This window comes from Pseudomonas sp. ANT_H12B (assembly GCF_008369325.1).
Classification (GTDB): domain Bacteria; phylum Pseudomonadota; class Gammaproteobacteria; order Pseudomonadales; family Pseudomonadaceae; genus Aquipseudomonas.
On the sequence record NZ_VOBI01000034.1, the window covers coordinates 1 to 21,080 of the forward strand.

Consider the following 21,080-nt stretch of genomic DNA (forward strand, 5'->3'; position numbering starts at 1 on the left):
AATTGATGCAATTGTATTCGTGCCATACATCCTTGCCGCGAGTGACCTCTGGCGTGATCTGTTGAGCGTTGGTCAATTTCGGAAACTGCCGGTGACTATCAACGGTCATGCCCAGAAACACCACCGTAGCGATGGCCGTCGATATCAGCGCGAACGAGCGTGTCTGGCGTTTGTTCATTGCGAACTCCCTAGACGCCGATACCCGTCCAATAGGTGATGCCGATAATGCTGGCATAAACGACCGCGCTGGCCATCAGCACGAGCACGGCGTAGCTGACTATCTTCAAAGCTTTTTGCACGACTGCCTCCCGAGTAGAAAGTGCAGGTGGAAAGTGCCCGGAAAAGCGCTCTGCCGGGTGGGTATTAATCAACAGGAAGAGCGTTAGGCGCATGCACAGCGGCTTTGCGCTGCTCGGAACGAGGCAGGCGACCTCGACTTCTGCTGCACTGACGATTGTCTGAGGTCAGGATTCGAATAGCCGATAACAGGCACTAATTATTAACAATACCAAGCGCTGCATATTTGAGTGCCGTGGTTCAAATTGGGAAAATGAATGATCTTGAGGCTAGTAGACTTCGCATAGCTGTCAAGAAATTGAATAGAATTTGAACCAGTCGTAGTGGCGGTCACACAGAAGAAATTGAAATAATCGAGGTGAAGCAAATGATCAGCGTATCTCTATTGAGGGCGGAGGCGCATGGTATTCAGTCATGATCAACACGTAAGTGCTCGATGGCGTCATGATATTTTGAGATCGGTATTTCGTCTCTTCTCATGATACTGGCTGAAAATTTCCAATCCAGATAGAGCCGATCGAGAAGATCAAGGGCGGCGCAGCTCAAGCTATGTGCTTCGCTGAACTGCTGGCTTTTACGTTCAGGCATCAGCTTTAGACATACTTCGGGCTGACCGGAAATCCAAGACAGGGCTTCTGCATCTCCTGACGATTTATACGGCCTCCAAAATGGTCCACGATGGCAAAGCCACAAACACAAAACGGTTTCCGAATACATGAGCGCGCATCGCGGGTCCTGACTGGGTACCGATAACTGTAAAAAGCCATGTTCAAACTCTTCGGGCAACGCATAGTCGGTATCGTTATGGAAACTTTGGTTGATCCAAAATACCTTAATGTTTAGTGCCACAGTTATTTTCGAAAATCATCAAGCTCCGGTATTTGTATGTGACCGATTTTTGCGTAGCGCAGAAGGGCTAATCGACGACCAAGAGGGTCATACCTCAGGGTTGACCGGGCAAGCCATGGAGGGAAGAACATCGAGTGGTGGGAATCTATTAGAAAGCTGATCGTTCATCGAATTCGTTAATAATAACTTTCAAAAAACGACTTAAAAAAGGCCCGCAAGCGAGCCTAAAAAGCGGTTCTATTAGTCATATGAAACTGTTTCAGCTTCTTACTCCTCAGATGCCACCACTCGCGCACCTTTACGCGTGACTTGCTGCCCGACTTCAAAACTCGCATTGGGTGAGCGCACCGTACTAATCTCGTCTTGCGCGTTTTTCACTTCATAAGCGGTTTCAGCCTTGCCAATGCCTGCTTGCACCGCACTGCCTGCGAAAAAACCGCCAACTGCGCCGACCAATGCACCAATCGGGCCGCCTGCCGCGCCAACCATCATTCCGGTCAAAGCGCCGAAACCTTGGCCAGCGGTTGTGTCGGGGACTTCACGGATTATCTGGTCTGCCTGGCATAGTGGAGACAGCAGTGTACACAGGGTAAAACTGAGCGCGATTGAGCGAGTCATGACATTGTCCCTTGGGGATTTGCGTTAAGTTCGCTATTCAATGCACAAAGCGGACCAATAATTTTATTGATTAATATCAAGTACTTAAATAAACATCTAGTCATTATGACCGAATTCGATAAAAGTCATAATGACAAATAAATAGTCAATATGACTTCTCGCCTGATAGCTTGTGCGTGCCTGTGTGCATGGCTGGACGATTGGTATTTGATGAGTGACTTTGACAGGAGGGCGCAGTACCAATGCCAGGGATATTCCGACGCCTCCAGTGCGCAACTAACATTTGTAAGCTGCAATGCCGGTAAAGGCTACAGTTCCGATACCAGTCGGGCAGGCTGTCTGGGTTTTAGGGAGTGAATCTTTTCTGTCGCCAAGCATTGAGCAGTCATGTTCATTTTCTATCGTGTAAAGGGCCGGAACACATCTTCCTCGTCCGGCCGATAAAAGCGACTGTGCTCGCGTATTGTTAAGCGAACGCAATTGCCCTAAACGCCAGTGCGACAACTGGCGCTCAATACCAGCGAGATCATTAGAAAATCGTCGAGTAGATTGGCAAGAATCGGCGCCCACATAAAAAGCGTACCTTCGGCCTTCCGGGTCGGCCCTTGGCGAGACAAGTCGACGGCGTCGGGGTGTAAGCGCCGTCAAAATCAAGGGAAAGGATGTGCGAATTCCTCTGCAGGTTTCTCCCGTAGAGCCTGAGCGCTTGCCGAAGGGCACATTTCTGCCGTGGAAACCGAAGCCGACTATTTCAACACAACGGCCAAAAAGAGGCGCTCTAAAGAGTCTTGAGAAGCCGAGCCGATTCATCGCGTTGATCCAACGTCCTAGGTGGATTTTCGGAACAGTTCTTGGCGAATTTTCCCGATGGCTCCCATGGGATTGAGCCCCTTGGGGCAGACCCAAGAGCAGTTGCCGATGCTGCGGCAACGGAACAAGCTGAACGGATCCTCCAGCCGCTCTAGCCGTTCCACCGTGGCCTGATCGCGGCTGTCGGTGATGAAACGCCAAGCCTGCAACAGCCCGGCTGGACCTACGTACTTTTCCGGGTTCCACCACCAGGATGGACATTGCGAGGAACAGCAGCCACAGAGAATGCATTCATACAGCCCATCGAGCTTAGCGCGCTCCTTGGGGGACTGGAGACGCTCGATGGCCGGTGGTGGCTCGTGGTTGATCAGCCATGGCTTGATGCTCTCGTACTGCTGAAAGAAGAGACTTTGGTCGACTACCAGATCGCGGATGACCGGCATGCCGGGCAAAGGTCTGATGATCAATATGCTGGCCGTGCCCAACGCCTCCGAAACTGGCGTGATGCAAGCCAGCCTGTTCTTGCCGTTGATATTCATGCCATCCGAGCCGCAAACACCCTCCCGACAGGAGCGCCGATAGACCAGTGTCTGATCTGCCTCGTGCAGGAACTCCAACGCATCCAGCACCATTCGCACTCGGAACTCCTCGGGCAACGACAACGATTGCATCCAAGGCGACCGTTCTTGTTCTGGGTGGTATCGATATACCTGTACTTCAATCATGGCTCGTTTCTCCTCCACCGATTACGACGAGAGTGGACAGCACCTTGATCCGGTGAGCACACGGTACCCACATCCGGTCGATCCGAAGAATTCCTCATGTGGAGCATAGACGTTGATGACGTCAGAGCGAATTTGCATCCGGCGCGAGCTTACGGGGCGGACGGTGAAGCGTCGCTGACAGACAATCTGCTTCCTGACTATGCGACGCATCGGCGCGGGCAACGAGGGAGCAGCAGTAGATCTGCAAATCACGGCGGCTGCCGAGATTCCTAGTTATGAAAACTTTGGTTGATCCAGAATCCATTAATGTCTGGCGCCACAGTTTTTGATTTTTTTCGTAATCCGCCAAGCTTGGTCAGTTGTATATAATCGATATTTTGCGCAGCAAGCGCTTGCGGTAATGTATTAAAATTGAATTGAGGGTTAGTTTGCGATAGGGGCACGGTACGAATATCCGCGAGCCAATCAATATGGTCGGCCTGAAGTAGTTAAATGAACTCAGATAGGGCTCTGGTGGAATGGCCTATTGTATAAATTACTGGAAGCTCGAACATTATCCTGGGTCCAAAAATATCAATAGTGCTAACTATGACAATGAAAAATCGACTTCGTTTACTGTCTCCTAGAACGCTTAGGCGAAGGGTCAAGCGCTTCACCATCGAATGATGGTCCTGCGCCTGAAATTGTATTCGCAAGGGGGGAGGTAATTCGAAAATTTCAGCTTGTAGTCAAAAGAATAATTTATTCATACCTGTATTTTGACGAAAACTCGATAAAAATCAGACATGTGGAATGACTAAAAATATACCGACCTATTTGAAGATGATTATTTGTCTGCTGGATAGCCTTCCTTCATTAAATAAATATTGAACCATTGGTGCGGAAAATTGTTTTGACCCGCTTATAGAATATGATTTGCAATGTCCGTGAGTAAGGAGGAGTGTTAATCACATAACTCTAATCAAGAGGCGATGGAGCATAACCGTTACTCGGTGACTCATTCGTCAGAGGTCGATCGCTCAGCGAACCCATGCGTGCTTCCAAGCTCTCACTGCCCGGTGTCCGGCGTCCATTTAAATATGGGCTGTTCCTTTTGTTGTGTCTGGTGTTCGGTGGGTTTTCCGGATTACAGGCGAAGGACTATGGCGGGCTCGAGCAGCAGCGGGTAGATGCCATATTTCCTGGCAGTGATAAGCTTTCCGAGCCGACAGGCGAGTTCAAGGTTCGCACCATCAGCACCGGCAAAGCGGTGCTCGGTTATGTGTTCCAGAGTCAGGACGTGGTGGATATTCCGGCCTACTCGGGCAAACCGATTAATATGCAGGTCATTCTCGATACCCACGGTGTCATCCAGGATGCTTATGTGCTGGAACACCATGAGCCGATTCTGCTGATCGGTATTCCCGTGGAAAAGCTTCATGCCTTCGATGCCAAATACAAAGGGGTCAAGGCCGATCGAAGGGTGGTCGTTGGTCACTCCAGTGATCCAGAGGCAGTGACCGTCGATGGTATTTCTGGAGCGACGGTAACCGTCATGGTGGTCAATGAGATCATCATGCGCGCTGCGCACAAGGTGGCCGTCTCGCTCAAACTGATTGAGGACAAGGGCGGCGCAACACAGAAGCCCGCCACTGTGCGGCAGGACTTTTACGAACCCGCCACTTGGGAGCAACTGACCGGCAACGGCGCCATTCGCCGACTGAATCTGACCCGTGGCCAGGTCGACGCTGCTTTCAAGGGCACCGAAGCCGAAGGCGTCGACAACTCCAGCGCCGAGCAGGTTGATGAGACCTTCATCGAGCTCTACACCGCCGATTTGAACCCGCCCGCCATCGGTCGCAACCTGCTGGGCGACAATCAATACCGCTTCCTCATGCAAGACCTCAAGCCCGGTGAACACGCCATTGTGGTGCTGGGCCGCGGACTCTATTCCTATAAAGGTTCAGGGTATGTGCGCGGCGGGATTTTCGATCGGGTGCAATTGCGCCAGTTTGGGAATGTCATCAGCTTTCGCGACATGGACCATCAGCGGCTCTCCGATGTGTTTGCCAAAGGCATGCCGGAATTCACTGAGATGTCGATTTTCATTGTGCGCGAACCGGCCAGGTTCGATCCGGGATCGCCTTGGGCTCTGGAGTTGCTGGTGCGTCGTCAAACCGGCGCAATCGGCGGCACCTTCAGCAGCTTCGAACTGTCCTACCAACTGCCCGAACAATACCTCTTGCGCCCACCGCCCACTGCCGAAGAACTGACCGCCATCGAGGTTGCCAACAGGCCGGCGTGGGTCAATATCTGGTACCAGAAAGCGTTTCAGATCGGGATTCTGTGCACGGCCCTTGCTGTGCTGATGGTGATTTTGTTCCTGCAGGACACTTTCACTAAATACCCGCGCTTCCTCCACTGGCTCCGTCGCGTTTATTTGGTTTTCACCGTGGTGTTCATCGGCTGGTACGCCCTGGGGCAGATTTCAGTGGTCAATGTCCTGACCTTCGCTCATGCGCTGTTTGAGAACTTCCGCTGGGAACTGTTTCTCACCGACCCGATTGTTTTCATCCTCTGGACCTTCACCGCCGCCAGCATTTTGCTGTGGGGGCGAGGCGTGTTCTGCGGCTGGTTGTGTCCCTTCGGCGCCTTGCAGGAGTTGATCAACGAAGCCTCGCGCAAACTCAAGATTCCGCAATTTGAACTACCCTTCGCATTGCATGAACGTTTGTGGGCGGTGAAGTACATCATTTTGCTGGTGTTATTTGGCATCTCCCTGGAGTCGATGACCACCGCCGAGCAATTTGCCGAGGTGGAACCGTTCAAGACCGCCATCACCCTCAAGTTCGACCGCCAGTGGTGGTTCGTGGCTTACGCGGTGGCGCTGCTGGTCATCAACATTTTCACCCGCAAGGTCTATTGCCGCTACGTCTGCCCCTTGGGCGCAGCGCTGGCCATTCCCAGCAAGCTGCGCCTGTTCGACTGGCTCAAACGACGCAAGGAGTGCGGCACTCCCTGCCAGCTCTGCGCCAAGGAATGCGAGATCCAGGCGATCCAACCCGATGGTCATATCAACGCCAACGAGTGCCACTACTGCCTCGATTGCCAGATGACCTATCACAACGAAAACAAATGCCCGCCACTGATACTCAAGAACAAGCGCAAGACACGGGACAAACCAGCCCCCGTACCCGCGCAGGCCGACTTGATTCCAGTGGTGCAAGTGTTTGAACCCTGACCCGCCCTCGCAGCACGCGAGGGATCAAGACTCGATTGACCGAGCTTATTTTTATCTGCCACCGATGGAGAAAAACCCATGAGCGATAACAAGTCGAAAGATGATCATGAAACGGTGGAGGGCACAGGCCTTAACCGACGCGGTTTCCTCGGCGTTTCAGCCCTGACCGGCGTCGCGCTGGCAGGTGGCACCGCCCTTGGCAGTGCGGTGTTCACCCGCGAGACTTGGGCGGCAGCAGCCAAGGACGCGCAATCGAAAATTCATGTGGGGCCGGGCGAACTGGACCAGTATTACGGTTTCTGGAGCGGCGGCCATCAGGGCGAAGTGCGGATCATGGGCATTCCGTCGATGCGCGAGTTGTTGCGTGTTCCGGTGTTCAACGTCGATTCCGCCACCGGTTGGGGCCTGACCAACGAAAGCAAACGGGTCCTGGGCGATAGCGCGCATTTCTTGAATGGCGATTGCCACCACCCGCATTTGTCGATGACCGACGGCAAGTACGACGGCAAGTACCTGTTCATCAACGACAAGGCCAACAGTCGCGTTGCGCGTATCCGTCTGGACATCATGAAGTGCGACAAGATGCTCACCGTGCCCAATGTGCAGGCTGTTCACGGGCTGCGTCTGCAGAAAGTGCCACATACCAAGTACGTATTCGCCAACGCCGAATTCGTCATTCCACACCCCAATGACGGCAGCACCTTCGACCTGCAGGACAAGAACAGCTACACGATGTTCAACGCCATTGATGCCGAAAAAATGGAAATGGCCTTCCAGGTCATCGTCGAAGGCAATCTGGACAACACCGACGCCGACTACACCGGCAAGTATGCAGCCTCGACCTGCTACAACTCGGAGAGGGCATACGACCTGGGCGGTATGATGCGCAACGAACGCGACTGGGTGGTGGTGTTCAACATCCCGCGCATCGAGGCTGCGATCAAAGCCGGCAAGGTCATCACCCTGGACGGCTCCAAGGTGCCGGTGGTCGACGGTCGAAGAACCGAGGGTAAGGACAGCGAGTTCACTCGTTACATCCCGGTGCCGAAGAATCCCCACGGCCTCAACACCTCGCCCGATGGCAAGTATTTCATTGCCAACGGCAAGCTTTCGCCGACCTGCACCATCATCGCCATCGCCAAGCTTGACGATCTGTTCGACGACAAATTTAAAGACCCGCGCGAGGTGGTGGTCGGCGAGCCCGAATTAGGGCTTGGCCCGTTGCACACCACCTTCGATGGCCGCGGTAATGCCTACACCACGCTGTTTATCGACAGTCAGGTGGTGAAATGGAACATGGAGGAGGCGATTCGCGCCTACACCGGCGAGAAGGTCAACTACATCAAGCAAAAACTCGACGTGCAATACCAGCCGGGCCACAACCATGCATCGCTGACAGAAACCAGTGAGGCCGATGGTCAGTGGCTGGTGGTGCTCAGCAAGTTTTCCAAAGACCGCTTCCTGCCGACTGGCCCGCTGCACCCAGAGAACGACCAGTTGATCGACATCTCCGGCGACGAGATGAAACTGGTGCACGACGGCCCGGCGTTCGCCGAACCCCACGATTGCGTCATGGCCCGTCGTGATCAGATCAGGACCAAAAAAATCTGGGACCGCGATGATCCGTTTTTTGCCGAAACCGTGGCGATCGCCGTCAAGGACGGGATCAAACTGGAGAGCGACAACAAGGTCATCCATGACGGTAAGAAAGTCCGGGTCTACATGACCTCGATGGCTCCGGTTTACGGAGTTACGGAATTCACCGTCAAGCAGGGTGATGAGGTCACGGTGACCATCACCAACATCGATAAGGTGGAAGACGTGAGCCACGGGTTCGTCATGACCAACCACGGTGTGAGCATGGAGATCAGCCCACAGCAAACGTCCTCGATCACCTTCATTGCCGACCAGCCCGGGTTGCACTGGTACTACTGCAGCTGGTTCTGCCATGCGCTGCACATGGAAATGGTCGGCCGCATGCTGGTCGAGAAGGCCTGACCATTGCCCCGCGACAGGAGCGAGCCAATGACCGATACCAAGTGCATCCCGGTGCAGGTCTTTGCGCTGGCGCTCCTGCTGACGGGCGGCAGCGCGCTGGCGGCGCAACCGATCACTGACTTGCCCTTGCGACTTGATGGCGATAATCACTGGACGCTGCCGGCCGGAGACTATCAAGGGCAGTTCAGTGTTGATCAACCGATGCAGATCGATTGCGAGAAAGGTGCGGTGATCAACGCCCAGGGGCAGGGCAATGTGCTGTTTATCGGCGCTCCGGACGTGCGGATCGAGGGCTGTACATTGCTCGATTGGGGCCGTGACATGACGGCGATGAATTCGGCTGTCTTCATCGGTCCCAAGGCCCACGGTGCGGTGATACGCCGTAACCGCATGAAGGGACCCGGTTTCGGCATCTGGGTGGACGGCACCCGCGATGTCAGCTTGATTGACAACGATATCGAAGGCGACCCGAGCATTCGCTCCCAGGATCGCGGCAACGGTATTCATCTGTATGCGGTGCATGGCGCCAAGGTCATTGGCAACCACGTGCGGCTGACCCGCGACGGCATCTACATCGATACCTCAAACGGCAACTTGCTGCAGGGCAACACCCTGGAAGACCTGCGCTACGGCGTGCACTACATGTACGCCAACGACAACCAATTGCTCGGCAATACCACTCGCCGCACCCGCACCGGCTACGCCTTGATGCAGAGCCGCAAGCTGACGGTGATCGGCAACCGGTCCGAGCAGGACGAGAGCTACGGCATCCTGATGAACTACATCACCTATTCCGAGCTGCGCGATAACTTCGTCAGCGACGTGCGCAGCGGGTCCACCGATGGCGGCATGGTCAGCGGTGCCGAGGGCAAGGCGCTGTTCATTTACAACTCGCTGTTCAATGTCATCGAACACAACCATTTCGAACGCAGTGCCGTGGGGATCCATCTCACCGCCGGTTCCGAAGACAATCGCATCGCCGACAACGCCTTTGTCGATAATCAGCAGCAGGTCAAGTACGTCGCCACCCGTTTGCAGGAGTGGTCGGCCGACGGCCACGGCAATTACTGGAGCGACTACCTGGGCTGGGATCGCAATAACGACGCGGTTGGCGACGTAATCTACGAGCCCAACGACAATATTGACCGCCTGCTGTGGCTGTACCCGCAGGTTCGTCTGTTGATGAACAGCCCGAGTATTCAGTTACTGCGCTGGGTGCAGCAAAGCTTTCCGGTGACGAAATCGCCGGGGGTCAAGGACAGTTACCCGTTGATGAATCTTCCGACCATGCCCCAGACACAGCAGCCAATCTTATGAACATCGTCGAGATCGAAGGTGTAAGCCAGCGTTACGGCAGCATGACCGTGTTGCGCGATCTGACCCTGAGTCTGGGCGAAGGCGAAGTGCTGGGTCTGTTTGGCCACAATGGTGCGGGCAAGACCACCGTAATGAAGCTGATTCTTGGCCTGCTCAAGGCCAGTGCCGGTCAAGTGCACGTCCTCGGTTGCCGACCCGCACAAGCCGAGGTGCGTCGCCAACTCGGTTACCTGCCGGAAAACGTCACGTTCTACCCGCAACTGAGTGGCCGTGAAACCCTGCGATATTTTGCTCGCCTCAAGGGCGCCGCGCTGACGCAAGTGGGCGAACTGCTCGAACAGGTCGGTCTTGCCGCTGCCGCAGACCGTCGGGTGAAAACCTATTCCAAAGGTATGCGCCAGCGTCTGGGTTTGGCTCAGGCGGTTCTCGGCGAGCCTCGTCTGCTGTTGTTGGACGAGCCCACGGTCGGTCTCGACCCCATCGCCACCCGAGAACTCTATCTGTTGATCGACCGTCTGCGGCAACAGGGCGCCAGCATCATTCTTTGCTCCCATGTGCTGTCAGGCGTCGAAGCGCATATCAATCGTGCGGCCATCCTGGCCAACGGCTGTTTGCAGGCGATCGGGACTCTGTCCAGCCTGCGCGAAGAAGCTGACTTGCCGGCGCGTATCCGCGCCAATGGCCTGGCTCGACGCGAGCAGTGGCTACAACGCTGGAATGCGGCCGGGCACAGCGCCACGGCTCTGGGTGGCAACGGGGTCGAGGTGATGGCGGTCAACGGCCACAAAGTCGACCTGCTGCGTCAGTTGTTCCACGAGGATCAACCGCAGGATATCGAGATACTGCAACCGTCTCTCGAGGACCTTTACGGCTATTACATGAGTCGTGCGACCACCGATGCAGAGGGCATTCATCCATGAAGCAGATTTGGAGTATCGCCGCCAAGGAGTTCAGCGACGGGCTGCGCAATCGCTGGCTTCTGGCAATCAGTCTGTTGTTCGCGATTCTGGCAGTGGGCATCGCCTGGCTCGGCGCGGCGACCGCTGGGCAAGTGGGCTTCACGTCAATTCCGGCAACCATCGCCAGCCTGGCCAGCCTGGCGACTTTCCTGATGCCGCTGATCGCGCTGCTGCTGGCCTACGATGCCATCGTCGGTGAGGACGAGGGCGGCACGCTGATGCTGTTGCTGACCTATCCGCTGGGTCGCGGACAAATCCTGCTCGGCAAGTTTGTCGGTCACGGCCTGATTCTCGCCTTGGCCACGTTGATCGGCTTTGGCTGTGCCGCCGTGGCCATCGCCTTGCTGGTCGATGACGTCGAGTTGGGGCTGCTGCTCTGGGCGTTCGGGCGTTTCATGTTGTCTTCCACCCTACTCGGGTGGGTGTTCCTGGCGCTGGCTTACGTCTTGAGCAGCAAGGCCAGCGAAAAGTCCAGTGCGGCGGGGATGGCACTGGGCGTGTGGTTCCTCTTCGTGCTGGTGTTCGATCTGGCGCTGCTGGCGTTGCTCGTGCTGAGCAAAGGCCGGTTCAACCCGGATCTATTACCGTGGTTGCTGTTACTCAACCCGACCGACGTTTATCGCTTGATCAACCTCTCCGGTTTCGATGGCGGCGGCAATGCCATCGGTCTTATGGCATTGAGCAGCGATTTACCGGTGGCGGCGTCGCTGCTATGGCTCTGCCTACTGCTTTGGGTGGGGGGTTCGCTGCTGCTGGCGTATTGGATGTTTCGCCGTCGGCTGACTTGATTCATTACGCTGGGGACAATTGCGATGAATATTCTGTACCTGACCGGGGCTCGTGCCCTGGTCGTTATCATGATCTGTTTGGGATTGGCGGCTTGTAATGATCGCGCGCAAGAAAAGCAAACCCTTGCGCCAGTGGCCTTCCATCAGAGCGACGAGTGCCATGTCTGCGGAATGGTCATCGCCGACTTTCCGGGCCCCAAAGGCGAAGTTGTGGAGAACGGTACGGTCAAGAAGTTCTGCTCCACTGCAGAAATGCTCGGATGGTGGCTGCAGCCGGAGAATCACCTTACTGAGGCGAAATTGTATGTGCACGACATGGGTAAAAGTGCCTGGGAGAAACCCGACGACCATTATCTGATTGACGCAACCAAAGCCTACTATGTCGTCGGCACTTCGCTTAAAGGTTCCATGGGGGTTGTTCTGGCGTCATTTTCCGAGGAGGCCACCGCACGCAAACTGGCCAGCGAGCAGGGCGGCAGGGTGTTGCGTTTTGAGGAAATCGATCTGCCGCTTTTACAGCAAACCCCGACGATGTAGCCGAGCGGCCCATCTCGCAGAAGAGAGCGGGCTCGCTTCTGCGGCTTGGGTGTTTTTTATTGGGGCAATCTTACTTCAGCGTCAGGATCCAGTCGGCCAAGGTCTTGGCTTCTTCATCGGTCACCTGGTTGGCCGGCATTGCGATAGGCCCCCATTTTCCAGTACTGCCTTCTTTGATGCTCTTGACCAGGGTCGCCGATGCGTCGGCCTGGCCGGCGTATTTGGCGGCAATTTCCTTGTAGCCTGGCCCGACCATTTTGGCGTCGATCATATGGCAACCAACGCAGGCTTTGCTCTTGAACAACGCTTCACCGTCAACGGCCTGAGCTGACTGCAGAGTCAGCGCGGCACCCAGGGCCAGCAATGGAACCAGAATACTTTTCATCAGTGTTACCTCAGACTACGAAGCAGATTCGAAACGACCCGCTTCCGGTTTATTCAACAGGCATCGCATTGAATATTATTAGGGTGAATTTGTCGGCAAAACAAACTCATTGCTTCAGGTGTCGATGATTGTCAGTGCGGAGCCGATTTGTGTAAAAACGCTCTTTACACCTTTATTAGATTTGCCAGCTTGAGTAATCGTTCAAATTTTATCAGGATGTATTGGAAGGGGTGTGGTTGATTGTCGCCAGTGGAAATTATTGCATGCTAAGTGTGTCGCATTCGCAACTCTCGGATCTGAGTGCTGGTGATTTATATTGATAATTGTTCCTTTAAGTTGGTGTTACGTAAGTCACTAAAATATATTGAATTTAGAGTATGGCGGTATGGATATCCTGGACGTCAGCAAAGTCAGACTTGATATTGATCAACGATGCAGACAATCAATTGGCGCGATAATCGGTGACTCCGCAATGACCCGGGTCAAGGCCTATCAAGCCCGGGATGCCATCGTCGAGATTTAAATCGCCCAGGCTGACCATTGCGCGCCTGCCGCTGTTTTCGACGCAATAGCTGAGGGGGCTGCTGAGGTCTGATCAGATCGAGAAGATAAATAATCAAGGCTTTAACGTTCAAGGCCCACATTGAGGGCCTTGGTTATTTGGAGCTAAAAAGGGAGCGGCAGGGGGAAGGCCATGGCATTCAGATGGCTTAGGAAGAGAAACCCCGAAACCAATACTGCGTTGATCGACCAGGCCACAGTGAGGAAACGAGCGATCTGACCGTAGATGAGGTCACTCACATTATCCGCATTGCGCCATACAGCATTGAGCATGCACGCGGTGTAGGCCACAAAACCCAGGAGCATTAAACCAAACAGGGAGGGGGCAACTTTGTTGAAGGCGACCAGGATAAGGCCAAACAGTAAATTGCTGAGCACTACGCCGTAGAGCCAGAACACCACCCACAGCGCAGTGCTGCCCTGCGAGTTTAACCACTGCTGAAGCTTACTCATCATGTCTCCCTGGCCAGCTAGTGGCCCGATTTTCCCTATAAGCCCGTACAGACTTCTCCCGGGTGATGCCGACGTGGTGGACGTCGTGCACGGTTTCAGTCTAGCGGGCTTTTCCGACATGTCCCGACCGAGTACGGGCAGGTCGACAAACCTTGCTACCTAGTTCCAGATTCAGTGGGACGGGTTTATGGAGTAAACGATGGACGAGAAATCACTACCTGATTGGGATCCGAGGTCTGAAGCTGTGTTAAAGGATCAGACGACAGCCTACGACGACATGCGCCACCGTTGCCCGGTTGCATACAGTCAATATGGCTATACGTCCTTATTCCGGCATGAGGATGTGCTGTGCGTACTTAAGGATCATGAATCCTTCAGTAATGCCGTCTCGCGTTTCCCCTCGGTCCCCAATGGCATGGATCCGCCCGAGCATACGGTGTACCGGAGCCTCATCGAGCCTTATTTTAGCCCGGAGCATATGGATGCTTTTGCCCCGGTGTGCCGTGATATAGCTGTTCGTCTGGTGCGGGCGTTACCGGATGAAGGCCCTTCAGAACTGATAGGGGAATTTGCTCAAATCTTTGCGTTGCAGATCCAGTGTGCCTGGCTGGGCTGGCCGGCCGATCTTCATGAACCGCTGCGCCTGTGGACGCTGAAGAATCACACGGCCACTCTGGCCAGAGACGACGCTGCCCTGGCCGCCGTGGCCCTCGAGTTTGACGGTTACATCAAGGATCTGCTGGACGTGCGCCGTACAGCCGGCGCTGCTGCGTCGAACGACATCACGACCATCTTGCTACGCGATCAATCCTTGGGAAGGCCTCTGACAGACGATGAGATCGTCAGTATTTTACGTAACTGGACGGTCGGCGAACTCGGAACCATTTCCGCCTCAGTCGGCATTCTCGCGCATTATTTGGCCATCAACTCCGGATGGCAGCAGCAATTGCGCGAACAACCGGCGCTGTTACCTGCCGCCATCGATGAAATACTGCGTATTCATGCACCGCTGATTATGAACCGTCGGGTGACTACGAAACAGGTCATGCTGGGCGGGCGCACGCTGGCGAAGGGGTCGCGTATCGCCCTCAACTGGGCGTCCGCCAATCGGGACGAAGCGGTCTTTGGAGATCCCGATGAAATGCGCCTCGATCGCGATCCCGAGCTAAACCTGCTCTATGGTGCCGGCATTCATGTCTGCCCCGGTGCGCCGCTTGCCAGACTGGAGCTACGGATCGTGATGGAGGAGCTGCTTGGACGCACCAGTTGGATTGCACTGGCGCCGGATAAGGAACCAGTGAACGCATTTTTCCCTGCCAGCGGGTTTTCTTCTCTACCCCTGCAAATCCAAAAACCGTCTTCCCAAGCTTTGGGGAGCTGCCCTGACCCCTGAGATCCGATGATCTCGGGGCAGTCCTTTTTTGCTGGACGGCTTGGCGGCGAGACCGAGATGTGGGTCGGCATGATTGACGTCAGCTTAGAGCGGGTAGTGCGTCGGGTGTTGCCGCTTCGCAACGCCGATGTCGGTAGCGGCCTTGACTGACCCGCAATCGGCCAATCGATCAATGCTTGGTTCTGGCTGAATTGAGCCCTGATCGGCCGTGAGTGTTATTTCAAACCAAGCCGCTTCGCCAGTCGGTGCAGGTTGGCCACGTCCATATCCAGCATTCGAGCACAGGCAGACCATTTCCTTGCGCAATTATTCAGCGTGTTTTCAATCAGCTGACGCTGGAAGTCATCCGTCGCATCCCGCAGACCCTGGTCAACGCCGAGGGAAGGAACATCCAGAGCAACAGGCGGCGTATCCTTCTGCTCGGGTACTTGATTGAAATGCTGGGCTTCAAGCCGCAGCTCGTCACTTTGCTGGGTCGCACGAGCAATGATTGTCGCTCGATAAACAGCATGCTCCAGTTCGCGAACGTTTCCTGGCCACGTGTACTGCTTGAGCAACGACAGACAATCGGCAGCCAGAGCCACCCGTTTCAACCCCATGCGTTCCCGGCTCTGCTCGCAGAAAAAACCCGCTAGCAACGTGATGTCCTGCTCACGCTCACGCAGAGGTGGTACATGCACAGGGAATACGCTTAAGCGGTGGAACAGGTCTGCACGAAACCGATTGCTCAACACCTCCTGCTTCAGATCACGATTGGTCGCGGCAAGCACCCGTACGTTGACCCGCAAGACGTTATCGTCACCAACCCGTTGGAGGTCGCCGTATTGCAATACCCGCAACAGTTTCGCTTGCAAATTCAGTGACAGTTCACCGATTTCGTCGAGAAACAGTGTGCCGTTATCAGCCATTTCGAACTTGCCGGTGCGATGATGGATAGCGCCGGTAAAAGCCCCTTTGACATGGCCGAACAACTCACTCTCAGCCACTGATTCCGGCAGCGCAGCGCAGTTCAAATAGACCACAGGCTGACCGGCGCGTGATGAACCTTCATGTATGGCCTTGGCGACCAGTTCCTTGCCGACTCCGGTTTCTCCAGTGATGAGGACGTTCAGGTCGGAACCTGCCACCATTTCGATCTCTCTTTTCAACTGTTGCATGACTTCGCTGAGACCGACCATTTCAGTGCCGGGTTTGCCCGCCGGGATATTACTGATGGAGAGAGGAGTAATGGTCTGACTTTCCAGTTGCTCCACTAGCAATGCATTGGTCAAGGCAGCAGAAGCAAGGGCTCCCACCAGTCGCAGCTCCTCGTCGCTGAAGTGATCAAACTGTGCCGGGTCCATGCCATCGATTGTCAGCGCACCAATCAGTGTCTGGTCCGCGAACAACGGTAATCCGATGCAGGCATGCACTTTGAGGTCCTGCCGGTTCGGTATCAGTCCGTCATAGGGATCAGGCAAATGACTCTCTGCCGGAAAGCGCACCACGTCACCGGCGCGAGCGATGGCTTCCAGTCGCGGATGTGCATCAAGGCTGAAACGACGCCCCAGAACATCCGGTGCCAGACCGTCAATCGCCAGCGGGCGGAACTGTCGCTGTTCATAACGCAACAAGGCAGAGGCGTCGCAACCCAGCAACTGGCGCAAGGTATTGATCAGACGTTGAAAGCGATCCTGATGGGAAATGCCGCTTTGCAACTGAATAGCGATGCGTGCCAGGGATTCAACGGAGAGACTCATAGTGTGTCACTTTGACAATGAATTAGTCATAAAGACAGTAATAGGGCAATGTCATATTGACAATCGTTGTTTTATTTATTATTTAAAATCAACAACTTATGACATGGCACGGACCTTGCCATCTTCGGCGTAGAACATCATTTCTATACCGAGGTAGGTCATGTCAATTCACGTCAAGAACAACATCCATTGGGTCGGTCAGCGTGATTGGGAAGTGCGGGACTTTCATGGCACAGAATACAAATGCCACAAAGGTAGCAGTTACAACAGCTACCTGATCCGTGAAGAAAAGACCGTACTGATCGATACGGTTGATCACAGGTTCAGCCGGGAGTTCATACAGAACCTGGCGATGGAGATTGACCTTAACACGCTGGACTATATCGTCATCAATCATGCGGAAGAGGACCACGCAGGGGCGCTGACAGAGTTGATGTCGCTGATCCCGAATACGCCGATCTATTGCACCGCCAATGGCGTGGACTCGATCAATGGTCATCACCATCACCCAGAGTGGAATTTCCATGTTGTACATACCGGCGACACCCTGGATGTCGGTAATGGCAAACAGCTGGTTTTCGTGGAAACTCCGATGCTGCATTGGCCGGACAGCATGATGACGTACATGACCGGTGATGCCGTACTGTTCAGTAACGACGCCTTTGGCCAACATTACTGCGACGAACACCTGTTTAATGATGAAGTGGATCAAAACGAACTGTTCGATCAGTGCCAACGCTACTACGCCAACATCCTCACGCCATTCAGTCGCCTGGTCATTTCGAAGATTACCGAGATCCTCGGTTTCAATCTGCCAGTCGATATGATTGCCACCGCGCATGGCGTGGTGTGGCGTGATAATCCGACGCAGATTGTGCACCGCTATCTGGAATGGGCGGCGGATTATCAAGAGGACCGCATCACACTGTTCTACGACACCATGTCGAACAACACCCGCATGATGGCCGATGCCATCGCACAAGGCATTCACGAAGGTGATCCGCGTGTGGCGGTGAAGATTTTCAACGTCGCGCGCCACGACAAGAATGAGATTCTGACCAACGTGTTCCGCTCAAAAGGTGTTCTGGTGGGCTCATCCACCATGAACAACGTCATGATGCCGAAAGTCGCCGCCCTGCTGGAGGAAATAACCGGGCTGCGTTTTCGTAACAAAAAGGCTTCGGCGTTTGGCAGTTATGGTTGGAATGGTGGGGCGGTGGACCGTATCCAGACGCGCTTGATGGACGCTGGCTTTGAAACCACGTTGGCGCTCAAAGCCAAGTGGCGGCCAGACGGTGACTCGCTTGAGGTTTGTCGGGCTCATGGCCGCGAAATCGCTCGGCAATGGGCGCTGCATCCATCGACGGACGCACAAGTCGCACGACCTGCAGCCATCGCAACTGCTCAGGCAGAACCAATCGCGGACAACGGCCCGCGCATGCAGTGCAGTGTCTGCCAATGGATTTACGACCCGGCGATCGGCGAGCCGATGCAGGATGTGCAAGCCGGTACGGCCTGGCGTGATGTGCCTGATTACTTCCTGTGTCCTGAATGTTCACTGGGTAAATCGGTATTCGATGAGCTTGCTTCGGAGGCGAAATGAACAAGGATATCGTCATTGTGGGCTCCGGCTTCGCGGCTCGTCAGGTGGTCAAGAACTTGCGCAGGCTCGATGCGGCGGTGCCCATTCGGTTGATCGCTGCAGACAGTTGCGATGAGTACAACAAGCCCGACCTGAGTCACGTCATCAGTCTCAATCAGACAGCGGACGACATGACTCGTCAGTCTGCGGCGGAGTTTGCCGAGATGTATCGGTTAACCCTGAATGCCGGTTGTCAGCTCACTGCAATTGATCGCGAGAACAAGCGTGTCAGCGCCGGCAATGAGTCATTCAGTTACGACAAACTGATTCTTGCCACGGGTGCGCAAGCCATCGTTCCGCCGATTCCCGGGCGGGAGTGGATGGTGACTTTGAACAGTCAGCAGGAATACCGTCATGCCCAACAGGCTCTGAGAGCGGCAGAGCGCGTACTGATCCTGGGGGCCGGCTTGATTGGCAGTGAACTGGCCATGGATGTCAATCGTGCCGGAAAGCAAGTGGTACTGATGGATAAGTCCTGCAGCCTGCTGGCATCGTTGCTGCCTGTTGAGGTGAGTAGCCGCTTGCAGCACCGGTTATGCCAGATGGGTGTGGAAATGGTGTTCAACCAGGCTTTGGAATCCATTGAAAAGAGAGACGATAGCCTGTTGGCGACTTTGTCCAATGGCCGGCAAATCTCCACCGATGTGATCATTGCCTCAATTGGGTTGAAACCCGAGACGTCGTTAGCGACGCAGGCTGGCTTACGCGTGGGTCGTGGCATTGAAGTGAATGAACGCATGTGCACCTCTGACCCACACATATTTGCCGTTGGCGATTGCGCGCAAATCCAGGGCAAGCTGCTGCCGTTTCTACAACCCATTCAGTTAAGCGCCATGACCTTGGCGCGTAATGTGCTGGGTGGCGATGAGCAAGTGAAGTTCCCTGCGATGCTGGTGAAGATCAAGACCCCGGAAATGCCGCTGCACCTGGCCGGAGAAACCAGTCGTAAGGACTTGCAATGGCAGATCAGCCTTGAGTCAGAGGGGTTGGTAGCCAGAGGTCTGGACATGGCAGGACACCTACGAGCGTTCGTCGTTAGTGAAGACCAAATGAAGCAGGCCTTTGCATTGCTGCGGCAACTCTCGTTGTAAATCGAATTTGCAGAGTTCACCCGGATCGACCAATCGCGCTGAGTGTTTTGTTCTTCCTGGACTTATTGTCGACGCCAAGTCTGCAATCGCCAGATCGGCTTTGAGTAGAACTTGTGCAAGCCTTGGGTCATAGCTGCTCAAGGTCCCGGCATTGAGCTGATCTCTGCCATCTGCTCTGGGGTGAAGATCTCGTCAGGATATTCCTCGTGGTTCTCGCTGCGAGCCCTGACATTGCCGCCGGGCAATGTGTAGAGATATTTGGTCCTGAGCATGCCTTCGTGGTCGAAGGCATAAATCTCACCATCAATGATGTCTGTCGGTCCGCGATCAACGCCGACAGCCGCACTATCCAGAATCATTCTGTCCATGCTGCTGCCGTGAACCCTCGCACACATGGCGTCGTTGATGTTTACACCGGCCATTCGGAGGGTAGCCTTGGAGAAGCGCAGCTTCCTTCCTGGAACCTCAATTACGTGCGTCATGCCACTTCCGGCAGACAGCTGGACTTCTGCAAAATACGGAAGATCTACTTCATCGTCATCGAGCGGCGTACCCTCGTCCCCAATGCTCATGGGCACGAGTTCTGCGATTCTTCGTGACTCTAAATCGCTCGGTGCAGAATTAATACTCACCATGGAAAGAAGGCGATTGCTGAGGTGGCTGAAGGAATGGCTACACACCGCACACTAAGTGCCGCCAACAACAATCTATTGCCGCCAGTATGGTTGCGGTCGGAACTGATCCTGGAGGAAGCGCAAAAATTTTAGCGTTCTCGCGGGCAACCCTTCGCGTTGATGCGTCAGCGCAACAATATTGGCCTCTGGCAGTTTCCAACCAGGCAGTAGTCGTATCAACGTCCCTTCCGCCAGAGCATCGGCAACATCCCATTCAGAACGCATGATGATGCCGTTCCCTTCGCAAGCCCATTGCCGAATAACACTTCCATCGTTGCAGCTCAACGCTGGGCGGATTCGCACATTGTGTGTTTTACGCGCGCGCGTGAAATGCCAGAGCGTGACGTCTTCGTTGTTTTCCCGCAATGCAATGCAGGGCAGGGCAGCCAGCTGGTCGGGGTGTTCCGGCAGACCGTGCTGTTCAATAAAGTCGGGTGAGGCGCATACGTAGCGACGGTTGGGGGCAATGGAATGGCCCACCAGGTTGGAGGTGCGCAGTTCCCCAATATGGATAACGACATCAAATCGATCGGTCGCTTCGACCATAGGCTGTTCGGACAGACTCAATGCTATCTCTACGTCTGGATGCAGGCGCTGGAAAGCTGCCACCGCAGGTGCCACGTGCAGGCGCCCAAATCCGAAAGGCGCATTGATTTTCAGCTTCCCGACGAAGCCACTGCGCCGCTCTTGCAAATCTGCCAATAGGGAATCGAACTGCTCGACCAGCTCTGCCCCACGCAGGCACAAGAACTCGCCCTCATCGGTAAAGCGCAGCTGCCGGGCTGACCGATCCAGTAATCGAATCGACAGTTTTTTCTCCATTTGCTGAAGTCGCTGGGTTACCGCCGAGGGCGTCAGACCCAGCTTGCGTGACGCGGCCAACAAACTTTCGCTTTCCCGGATGATCAAGAGAAAGCGGATATCAAATGTCTCGTTCATTAAGAATCACTGAATATTAGAATTAGTATTATTAAATATTAATCTGAAACTGGAGGCTTAGAATAGCGCTATTACAGGAGACCAG

18 protein-coding genes and 2 pseudogenes are annotated in these 21,080 nt (G+C 54.7%); 9 read left to right on the forward strand and 11 right to left on the reverse strand.

What is annotated here, in order from left to right:
* The 6 genes and pseudogenes from FQ185_RS30910 to FQ185_RS31255 form a co-directional block, all read right to left on the reverse strand.
* Positions 1-178 (reverse strand): annotated as a pseudogene (locus FQ185_RS30910) (cytochrome c); the annotation flags it as partial.
* 10 nt (positions 179-188) lie between these two features.
* Positions 189-392: a hypothetical protein gene (locus tag FQ185_RS29190; RefSeq protein ID WP_149420464.1), complete on the reverse strand. Its 204-nt coding sequence runs from the start codon at positions 390-392 to the stop codon at positions 189-191.
* Positions 393-705: 313 nt separating this feature from the next.
* Positions 706-1,146 (reverse strand): hypothetical protein, encoded by a 441-nt coding sequence (locus FQ185_RS29195; RefSeq protein WP_149420465.1) that lies wholly within the window; start codon positions 1,144-1,146, stop codon positions 706-708.
* 267 nt (positions 1,147-1,413) lie between these two features.
* A complete protein-coding gene (locus tag FQ185_RS29200) occupies positions 1,414-1,764 on the reverse strand; it encodes a hypothetical protein (protein ID WP_149420466.1) in 351 nt (116 codons plus the stop codon).
* A gap of 827 nt (positions 1,765-2,591) precedes the next feature.
* Positions 2,592-3,299 (reverse strand): succinate dehydrogenase iron-sulfur subunit, encoded by a 708-nt coding sequence (locus tag FQ185_RS29205; RefSeq protein ID WP_149420467.1) that lies wholly within the window; start codon positions 3,297-3,299, stop codon positions 2,592-2,594.
* 269 nt (positions 3,300-3,568) lie between these two features.
* Positions 3,569-3,772 (reverse strand): annotated as a pseudogene (locus tag FQ185_RS31255) (DUF488 family protein); the annotation flags it as partial.
* 557 nt (positions 3,773-4,329) lie between these two features.
* Between FQ185_RS31255 and nosR the strand changes: the two are divergent.
* The 6 genes from nosR (at position 4,330) to FQ185_RS29240 (ending at position 12,118) form a co-directional block, all read left to right on the forward strand.
* Entirely contained in the window at positions 4,330-6,519 is a 2,190-nt protein-coding gene (gene nosR, locus FQ185_RS29215; protein ID WP_149420468.1) for a transcriptional regulator NosR, read from the forward strand.
* A 78-nt stretch (positions 6,520-6,597) separates the two neighbouring features.
* Entirely contained in the window at positions 6,598-8,517 is a 1,920-nt protein-coding gene (gene nosZ / locus FQ185_RS29220; RefSeq protein WP_149420469.1) for a TAT-dependent nitrous-oxide reductase, read from the forward strand.
* Between the two features lie 27 nt (positions 8,518-8,544).
* Entirely contained in the window at positions 8,545-9,834 is a 1,290-nt protein-coding gene (locus tag FQ185_RS29225) for a nitrous oxide reductase family maturation protein NosD (RefSeq protein WP_149420470.1), read from the forward strand.
* Positions 9,831-10,754, forward strand: coding sequence for an ABC transporter ATP-binding protein (locus FQ185_RS29230; protein ID WP_149420471.1), 924 nt, complete (start codon positions 9,831-9,833; stop codon positions 10,752-10,754). The genes FQ185_RS29225 and FQ185_RS29230 overlap by 4 nt, the downstream gene beginning before the upstream one ends.
* Positions 10,751-11,581: an ABC transporter permease gene (locus FQ185_RS29235; RefSeq protein WP_149420472.1), complete on the forward strand. Its 831-nt coding sequence runs from the start codon at positions 10,751-10,753 to the stop codon at positions 11,579-11,581. Before FQ185_RS29230 ends, FQ185_RS29235 begins: the two co-directional genes overlap by 4 nt.
* A 24-nt stretch (positions 11,582-11,605) precedes the next feature.
* Positions 11,606-12,118, forward strand: coding sequence for a nitrous oxide reductase accessory protein NosL (locus FQ185_RS29240; RefSeq protein ID WP_149420473.1), 513 nt, complete (start codon positions 11,606-11,608; stop codon positions 12,116-12,118).
* A 70-nt stretch (positions 12,119-12,188) separates the two neighbouring features.
* Here the strand turns inward: FQ185_RS29240 and FQ185_RS29245 are convergent, their stop codons facing one another.
* A complete protein-coding gene (locus tag FQ185_RS29245; RefSeq protein WP_149420474.1) occupies positions 12,189-12,503 on the reverse strand; it encodes a c-type cytochrome in 315 nt (104 codons plus the stop codon).
* Between the two features lie 666 nt (positions 12,504-13,169).
* Positions 13,170-13,517, reverse strand: a complete 348-nt coding sequence (locus tag FQ185_RS29250) for a hypothetical protein (RefSeq protein ID WP_149420475.1) — start codon at positions 13,515-13,517, stop codon at positions 13,170-13,172.
* Between the two features lie 199 nt (positions 13,518-13,716).
* Between FQ185_RS29250 and FQ185_RS29255 the strand changes: the two genes are divergently transcribed.
* Positions 13,717-14,910: a cytochrome P450 gene (locus FQ185_RS29255; RefSeq protein WP_149420476.1), complete on the forward strand. Its 1,194-nt coding sequence runs from the start codon at positions 13,717-13,719 to the stop codon at positions 14,908-14,910.
* Positions 14,911-15,125: 215 nt separating this feature from the next.
* On the opposite strand, the gene norR is transcribed toward FQ185_RS29255, so the two are convergent.
* The gene (gene norR / locus FQ185_RS29260; RefSeq protein ID WP_149420477.1) at positions 15,126-16,649 is read right to left on the reverse strand and encodes a nitric oxide reductase transcriptional regulator NorR; all 1,524 of its coding nucleotides are present in this window, start codon (positions 16,647-16,649) and stop codon (positions 15,126-15,128) included.
* A 160-nt stretch (positions 16,650-16,809) separates the two neighbouring features.
* On the opposite strand from norR, the gene norV reads away from it, so the two are divergent.
* On the forward strand, positions 16,810-18,252 hold the full coding sequence (gene norV / locus FQ185_RS29265) for an anaerobic nitric oxide reductase flavorubredoxin (protein WP_149420478.1): 1,443 nt from the start codon (positions 16,810-16,812) through the stop codon (positions 18,250-18,252).
* Positions 18,249-19,382, forward strand: coding sequence for an NADH:flavorubredoxin reductase NorW (gene norW / locus FQ185_RS29270; RefSeq protein ID WP_149420479.1), 1,134 nt, complete (start codon positions 18,249-18,251; stop codon positions 19,380-19,382). Before norV ends, norW begins: the two co-directional genes overlap by 4 nt.
* Positions 19,383-19,519: 137 nt before the next feature.
* Here norW and FQ185_RS29275 read toward each other — a convergent pair whose 3' ends face one another.
* Both FQ185_RS29275 and FQ185_RS29280 read right to left on the reverse strand, forming a co-directional pair.
* Positions 19,520-19,954, reverse strand: coding sequence for a S24 family peptidase (locus FQ185_RS29275; protein ID WP_256730517.1), 435 nt, complete (start codon positions 19,952-19,954; stop codon positions 19,520-19,522).
* A gap of 135 nt (positions 19,955-20,089) precedes the next feature.
* Positions 20,090-20,995 carry a LysR family transcriptional regulator gene (locus tag FQ185_RS29280; protein WP_149420481.1) on the reverse strand — a complete coding sequence of 302 codons (906 nt, stop codon included), beginning with the start codon at positions 20,993-20,995 and terminating at the stop codon, positions 20,090-20,092.
* Positions 20,996-21,080 lie beyond the last annotated feature (85 nt).

What these genes read in the sequence shown, in the direction of transcription:
- FQ185_RS29190 (WP_149420464.1), bottom strand. Translation starts at nt 392, where the DNA reads ATGCGCCTAACGCTCTTCCTGTTGATTAATACCCACCCGGCAGAGCGC.
- FQ185_RS29200 (WP_149420466.1), bottom strand. Translation starts at nt 1,764, where the DNA reads ATGACTCGCTCAATCGCGCTCAGTTTTACCCTGTGTACACTGCTGTCT.
- FQ185_RS29205 (WP_149420467.1), bottom strand. Translation starts at nt 3,299, where the DNA reads ATGATTGAAGTACAGGTATATCGATACCACCCAGAACAAGAACGGTCG.
- nosR (WP_149420468.1), top strand. Translation starts at nt 4,330, where the DNA reads ATGCGTGCTTCCAAGCTCTCACTGCCCGGTGTCCGGCGTCCATTTAAA.
- nosZ (WP_149420469.1), top strand. Translation starts at nt 6,598, where the DNA reads ATGAGCGATAACAAGTCGAAAGATGATCATGAAACGGTGGAGGGCACA.
- FQ185_RS29225 (WP_149420470.1), top strand. Translation starts at nt 8,545, where the DNA reads ATGACCGATACCAAGTGCATCCCGGTGCAGGTCTTTGCGCTGGCGCTC.
- FQ185_RS29230 (WP_149420471.1), top strand. Translation starts at nt 9,831, where the DNA reads ATGAACATCGTCGAGATCGAAGGTGTAAGCCAGCGTTACGGCAGCATG.
- FQ185_RS29235 (WP_149420472.1), top strand. Translation starts at nt 10,751, where the DNA reads ATGAAGCAGATTTGGAGTATCGCCGCCAAGGAGTTCAGCGACGGGCTG.
- FQ185_RS29240 (WP_149420473.1), top strand. Translation starts at nt 11,606, where the DNA reads ATGAATATTCTGTACCTGACCGGGGCTCGTGCCCTGGTCGTTATCATG.
- FQ185_RS29245 (WP_149420474.1), bottom strand. Translation starts at nt 12,503, where the DNA reads ATGAAAAGTATTCTGGTTCCATTGCTGGCCCTGGGTGCCGCGCTGACT.
- FQ185_RS29250 (WP_149420475.1), bottom strand. Translation starts at nt 13,517, where the DNA reads ATGAGTAAGCTTCAGCAGTGGTTAAACTCGCAGGGCAGCACTGCGCTG.
- FQ185_RS29255 (WP_149420476.1), top strand. Translation starts at nt 13,717, where the DNA reads ATGGACGAGAAATCACTACCTGATTGGGATCCGAGGTCTGAAGCTGTG.
- norR (WP_149420477.1), bottom strand. Translation starts at nt 16,649, where the DNA reads ATGAGTCTCTCCGTTGAATCCCTGGCACGCATCGCTATTCAGTTGCAA.
- norV (WP_149420478.1), top strand. Translation starts at nt 16,810, where the DNA reads ATGTCAATTCACGTCAAGAACAACATCCATTGGGTCGGTCAGCGTGAT.
- norW (WP_149420479.1), top strand. Translation starts at nt 18,249, where the DNA reads ATGAACAAGGATATCGTCATTGTGGGCTCCGGCTTCGCGGCTCGTCAG.
- FQ185_RS29275 (WP_256730517.1), bottom strand. Translation starts at nt 19,954, where the DNA reads ATGAGCATTGGGGACGAGGGTACGCCGCTCGATGACGATGAAGTAGAT.
- FQ185_RS29280 (WP_149420481.1), bottom strand. Translation starts at nt 20,995, where the DNA reads ATGAACGAGACATTTGATATCCGCTTTCTCTTGATCATCCGGGAAAGC.